Annotated in this window: 3 protein-coding genes; all 3 read left to right on the top strand. The window is 41.5% G+C overall.

Annotated features, from left to right (window positions below):
• Positions 1-929: 929 nt before the first annotated feature.
• The 3 genes from WN50_RS17205 (at position 930) to smc (ending at position 5,960) form a co-directional block, all read left to right on the top strand.
• Positions 930-1,475, top strand: a complete 546-nt coding sequence (locus WN50_RS17205; RefSeq protein WP_046276468.1) for a hypothetical protein — start codon at positions 930-932, stop codon at positions 1,473-1,475.
• 150 nt (positions 1,476-1,625) lie between these two features.
• Positions 1,626-2,081: a hypothetical protein gene (locus WN50_RS17200; protein WP_046276469.1), complete on the top strand. Its 456-nt coding sequence runs from the start codon at positions 1,626-1,628 to the stop codon at positions 2,079-2,081.
• A gap of 225 nt (positions 2,082-2,306) precedes the next feature.
• Complete coding sequence (gene smc / locus WN50_RS17195) at positions 2,307-5,960, top strand: chromosome segregation protein SMC (protein WP_046276470.1); 3,654 nt, start codon at positions 2,307-2,309, stop codon at positions 5,958-5,960.
• Positions 5,961-6,098 lie beyond the last annotated feature (138 nt).

Below are 6,098 nucleotides of genomic sequence, written 5' to 3'. Positions count from 1 at the left end.
CGAAAGCTAGGGGATTTTTTTGTTCTAAATTTGACATCAAACTTTCACAATTTTGTCACAATCAACTTAACTTGATACCGTAAAACATTCTGCAAATCATCCGGAAACCTCTTGATATTAACCGAAAAACAGAACAGGAGTAGATGCACCCCGATCAATTAGCCCTCAGCTTAGTCTGAGGGTTTTTTTACTGTAGGGGCGGGTTCTACAAAAATGTATGTCTCTCACAAATAATCTCTATAACCCCGCCCTTAACAATGATGTAGGGGCGGGTTCTACAAAAATGTATGTCTCTCACAAATAATTTCTATAAACCCGCCCTTAACAATGATGTAGGGGCGGGTTCTACAAAAATGTATGTCTCTCACAAATAATCTCTATAAACCCGCCCTTAACAATGATGTAGGGGCGGGTTCTACAAAAATGTATGTCTCTCACAAATAATCTCTATAAACCCGCCTCAACTGAAATTTAATCAAATATCCGGAACCTATCCAACAATATCAGAAGTAAATAGATGAGTAGATGCACCCTGATGGTTATCCCCTAGCTTCGGTTAGGGGTTTTTTATACCTCGACTCATCGCTACAACCTTAACCCTACTTTAAAGCACTCTGAGAATAGAGGCTGAATATTGATGATTAGGTTATCAGCCCTACATTTTCTGATTGAAGTCATCAGTCAATATCATTCAATTTGTCTTTATTTGTCAGCCCATAGATAAGTTTATATAATTCAATTTTTATTGATTCATAAACATATATTGAAAAAAAATCAACTTTTATCAATATTCTGTGCTATTTTGCCATTAAAAACCCATAAAATTTAGCATGATAATATCTTATGTTCAGATTTCCCAGCGAATTTGTTAGTAACATGATGGTTAGGATTCAAACAAAATCAGTGATCTAATTCCTGAAGAGGTAAATATGGCTTACATTGTGGGAACTTCTTTCAATGATTATCGTCTAGGTACATCCGCTATTCCTTACATTCTTGAACTCAAAGAATACAATGGAGACTTATTAATTGGTGACTCATTTTCAGAAGGATACACAGTTTTAGAAGGATTGGGAGAGATGATCAACGATCCTTTGCAACTTTTACCTTCTTTCGTTTTTTCACCAGATTTAACCTTCGGACATTCACCCAATTATACCGAAACCGTTGTTGATGAAAATGCAACCTCTGAAGTTGATATTTTAACAAGTTTAAGAGAGAGTGAAGCCCAACTCCTGCAAGGGATTGAATATCTTCAAACTGGACGCTCTTTATCCGAGTTAGGATTTGAAGGAGAAGGACTCGAAAGTTTGCAACCCGAAGATTTACAAGGGGCGTTATCAGACGTACAAGAACAAATCGCTTATCAACTTTCTCTCACGGAACAACCCACCGAAACCGATAATTTACCCATTGGAAAACAAATCTTTATCATCGAAGAAGGAACCCTGATTTCCGAAGAACTCGAAGCATAAATCGTAGGAAATGAAACGATTATTGTTCCTGATGGCACTTTTGGAGAACGAAACGATAACTTCGTTCTTGAATTCGCCGAACGAAATGGAGACTTATTAATAGGTGACTCTATCTCAGAAGGATATACCACTTTAATCGGCTTGGGAGAGATGATCAACGATCCTCTCCAACTGTTACCTTCTATCGACTTTTCATCCGGTTTAACCCTCGGAGATTCACCCAATTATACCGAAACCGTTGTTGATGAAAATACTACATCTGAAGTTGATAATTTAACAGGCTTAAGAGAAAGCGAAGCCATACTCATGCAAGGCATTCAATATTTAGAATATGGACGGTCTTTATCTGAATTAGGATTTGAAGGAGAAGGACTTGAACGTTTGCAACCCGAAGACTTACAAGGGGCGTTATCAGACGTACAAGAACAAATCGCTTATCAACTTTCTCTCACGGAACAACCTACTGAAATAGATAGTGTATTACCAGGAAAACAAGTCTTTCTTATCGAAGAAGGAACAGCAATTCCCGCAGACTTACAAACAGAAATGGCAAACCGTGAAATTATCTTCGTTCCCGATGGCACCTTTTCCCAAGGAATATTCTAAACCTTCCGGACTCCCCTCAACCTCCACAGAAACAGAACTCAGTAGATGCACCCTGATCAATAATCCCTCAGCTTTTGCTGGGGGATTTTTTTCATAACAGAAGTCAATCTTAGTGTCTTCGTGTCTTCGTGTTTCTGCTCTGTGCGATCGCGAATTGGACGGCGACTGTGCTACCCTGTTGAAGATAAACACAAAGTTAGGCACAGATACAGTTCCAAAGCGTACATGGTTCACATCAAGCGCGTAGAACTCACGAATTTCAAATCTTTTGGGGGAACGACAGAGATACCGTTGTTACCCGGTTTTACAGTGGTTTCTGGGCCAAATGGTTCGGGAAAGTCAAATATCCTTGATGCGTTACTGTTTGCGTTAGGACTGTCTTCGTCTAAAGGAATGCGGGCGGAACGTTTACCGGATTTAGTTAATAACACCCAAAGCCGCAAAACCACCGTTGAAACGCGCGTTACCGTGACTTTTGATCTTTCTGAAGATAGCCATTTATGGTCAGCCATGCAGCGTAATGGGAAGTTCTACGCAGACGATGAACTCGAAGACTTAGAAACCGATCAACCTCAAGAAACCAACGGTTCCCAAGTCGATGAACCCCCCAAAACCCATGCTTTAACGCCGGAATGGACTGTTACGCGGAAACTGCGGGTGACGAAACAAGGAACTTACACTTCTACCTACTATATCAACGGAGAAGCCTGTACTCAAACCGAACTCCACGAACAACTCAATCATCTCCGAGTCTACCCGGAAGGTTATAACGTCGTACTGCAAGGGGATGTTACCAGTATTATTACCATGAAACCCCGTGAACGTCGAGAAATTATTGATGAGTTGGCGGGAGTGGCGCAATTTGATCGTAAAATTTCCTTAGCTAAAGAGAAGTTAGATACGGTTAAAGAAAGAGAAGAACGCAGTCGTATTGTAGAACAAGAATTAATCGCCCAACGCGATCGCCTCAACAAAGATCGAGTCAAAGCGGAAAAATATCAAAAACTCCGAGATGAGTTTCAAGAAAAAACCCAATGGGAAGCGGTTTTAAATTATCAAACGTTGCAAAAACAAACCTTTCGACTGCGAGAACAAATTGAAGCAGGCGATCGCTCTTTAACTGAACTAAATGAAAATCTTAACCAACAAACCAGCCAAATTCAACAGACGACAACTGAACTGGAACAGTTAAACGCCCGTGTTAAAGCAATGGGTGAACAAGAATTAATTGATTTACAAACTATCTTAGCAAAACAAGAAGCTGAATATCGACAATTTCAACAACGCCAACGGGAAACTGAAGCAGCCGTTAAAAACACCCAAAGTCAGATTCAACAAACCCAAGAAGAACGACAAAATTATCAACAAACTCTAGAAACCATTGCTTCTCAGCGACAAGTTGAAACGCACAATTTACAAGTTCGGACAACTGAACGAGATCACCTTCAACAAAGTCTAAATCAAACCCGTCAAGCGGCGAGTCAAGTCGCCCAACAAGCTGAAGCCTGGATGCAGCAACAAACTGATTTGCATCATCAGATAGAAACCCTGCAAAAAACGCTCAATCCTCAACGCACCGAACAGGCTAAACTCACAGAACGAGTTAATCAACTACAACGTCAAATTAATGAGCAGCAACAGTCGTTAGTTTCTACACAACAGCAATTAGAAACGGCTCAAACGGAAGTAAAACAAGCTCAAGAACAGCGAGAAAATGCTGATCAGCAAACGGAAACGTTAGCTCAAATTGTTGCACAAGCAGAACAAGAATTGCAACTGCAACAAGACACTCAAACGCGACTTTTACGAGAACAAAGAGAAGCCCAACGTCAACTTGATAAACTCGAAGCCCAACAACAAGCCCAACAAGAAGCCACCGGAAGTTATGCAACAAAAGTGATCGCCCAGTCAGGGCTTCCTGGGGTTTGTGGGTTAGTTTGTCAGTTGGGGAGAGTTGAACCTGACTATCAACTCGCATTAGAAATAGCCGCAGGGGGACGCTTAGGAAATTTAGTGGTAGAAGATGATGGGGTTGCTGCTGCGGGAATTGAACTTTTAAAGCGTCAAAAAGCGGGAAGAATTACCTTTTTACCGTTGAATAAAATTCGCCCTAATACTTCAGGGATGGGGAATTTATCGACAATGCGATCGCTAGAAGGGTTTATTGATTTGGCGGTGAATTTGATTGAATGCGATCGCCAATATGAGAATATTTTCGCCTATGTTTTCGGAAATACAATGGTGTTTAATAATCTTAATAATGCCCGTCGTTATCTGGGTCAGCATCGCATGGTAACATTGGATGGGGAATTGTTAGAACCCAGTGGAGCGATGACGGGGGGAAGTCAAGGTTCACGTTCTACGCTGCATTTTGGAACGTTGGATGAAACGACTTCAGAAAGTCAAGCGATCGCCAATTTGCGTCAACGCTTAGATGAAATTGAACGAATTTTAGAACGGTGTATGCGGGCGATTTCTGATGCAACAATCACAGTCAAAGAACGTTCTCAAGCGTTAATAGAAGCTCGTCAAACCTTGCGAGATAATCAACAAAGAGTGAGTCAAATTGAGTCAGAAATTAAAAACTCAACCAGCCAACAAGAGAGTTTACAAACTCAACTGAATCAAAATATTAAAGAACTGAATACCGCCCAAGCAAGGCTACAAATTTTAGAAAGAGAGATTCCGTTTCAAGAGAAACAATTAGAACGCGATCGCGAAACCTTAGCCCAGCTAGAAGCCGCCCACAGCCACAGTGAATGGCAACAGCTACAAACCCTATTGCGATCGCAAGAAACCGACTTACAAGCCCAAGAAACCGCCTTACAGCAAGTTCAACAACGGTTAATCGAGTTAGATAACCAACAGCAACGCATCGAAGAAAAAATCGAAGAAGGAAAACAAAAAATCGAAGACTATCAACACCAACAACATCTACAAAATCATCAAATTCGAGAAATCAAACAACAGATTACAATCCTACAAGAACAAATTGGTCAAACGCAAGGATCAGTCGTCAAAGTAGAAGCCCGTTTAGGAGAAGAAAAACAACAGCGAGATCAAGTTGAAACTCGTTTAAGAGAACAATATCTCGCCAAACAACAGTTAGAATGGCAAATTCAAAAACTACAAGAAACCCAACAAGGACGTCGGGAACAACTGGCGATCAAACAAGAACAATTAACCAATCAAAAAGCCGAACTTAGCGATCCGTTACCCGAAATTCCTGAAAATTTGGATCTAGCTTCTTTACAGCGAGAATTAAAAGCCCTGCAAAAACAGATGGAAGCTTTAGAACCCGTCAATATGTTAGCCTTAGAAGAATATGAACGCACCCAAACCCGCCTGGAAGAATTAAGCCAAAAATTAGCAACCTTAGAAGGCGAACGAACAGAACTCCTATTGAGGATTGAAAACTTCACCACCCTGCGACAACGGGCCTTTCAAGAAGCCTTTGATGCCGTGAATGAGAATTTTCAAAGCATCTTCGCCGACTTGTCCGATGGCGACGGTTATCTGCAAATAGATGATCCCGAAGATCCGTTTAATAGCGGTTTAAACCTGATCGCCCACCCCAAAGGAAAGCCCGTCCAACGGTTGGCGTCCATGTCAGGGGGGGAAAAGTCCCTAACTGCCCTGAGTTTTATATTCTCCTTGCAGCGTTATCGACCCTCTCCGTTTTATGCTTTTGATGAAGTCGATATGTTTTTAGACGGGGCAAATGTGGAGCGATTAGCTAGAATGATTAAAAGACAAGCACAACAAGCTCAGTTTATTGTTGTGAGTTTGCGCCGACCCATGATGGAAGCATCAGAGCGGACAATTGGAGTGACTCAAGCCAGGGGAGCCTACACACAGGTGTTAGGAATTAAGATCTAGAGGTTCCCGTTTTTATTGCTGGAGCGTAAAACCCTGTCCCGCAAGTGGAGCGGGGATGTAAGCGAGCCAGAGTCTCTGGTACAATACGAATACCTATCACCAGACTAGACATTTCTTGACTGCAACTTGGTATGTTGG

Source organism: Limnoraphis robusta CS-951, from assembly GCF_000972705.2.
The sequence above is the reverse complement of the archived record's forward strand: the minus strand, read 5'-3'. Positions and strand labels throughout refer to the sequence as shown.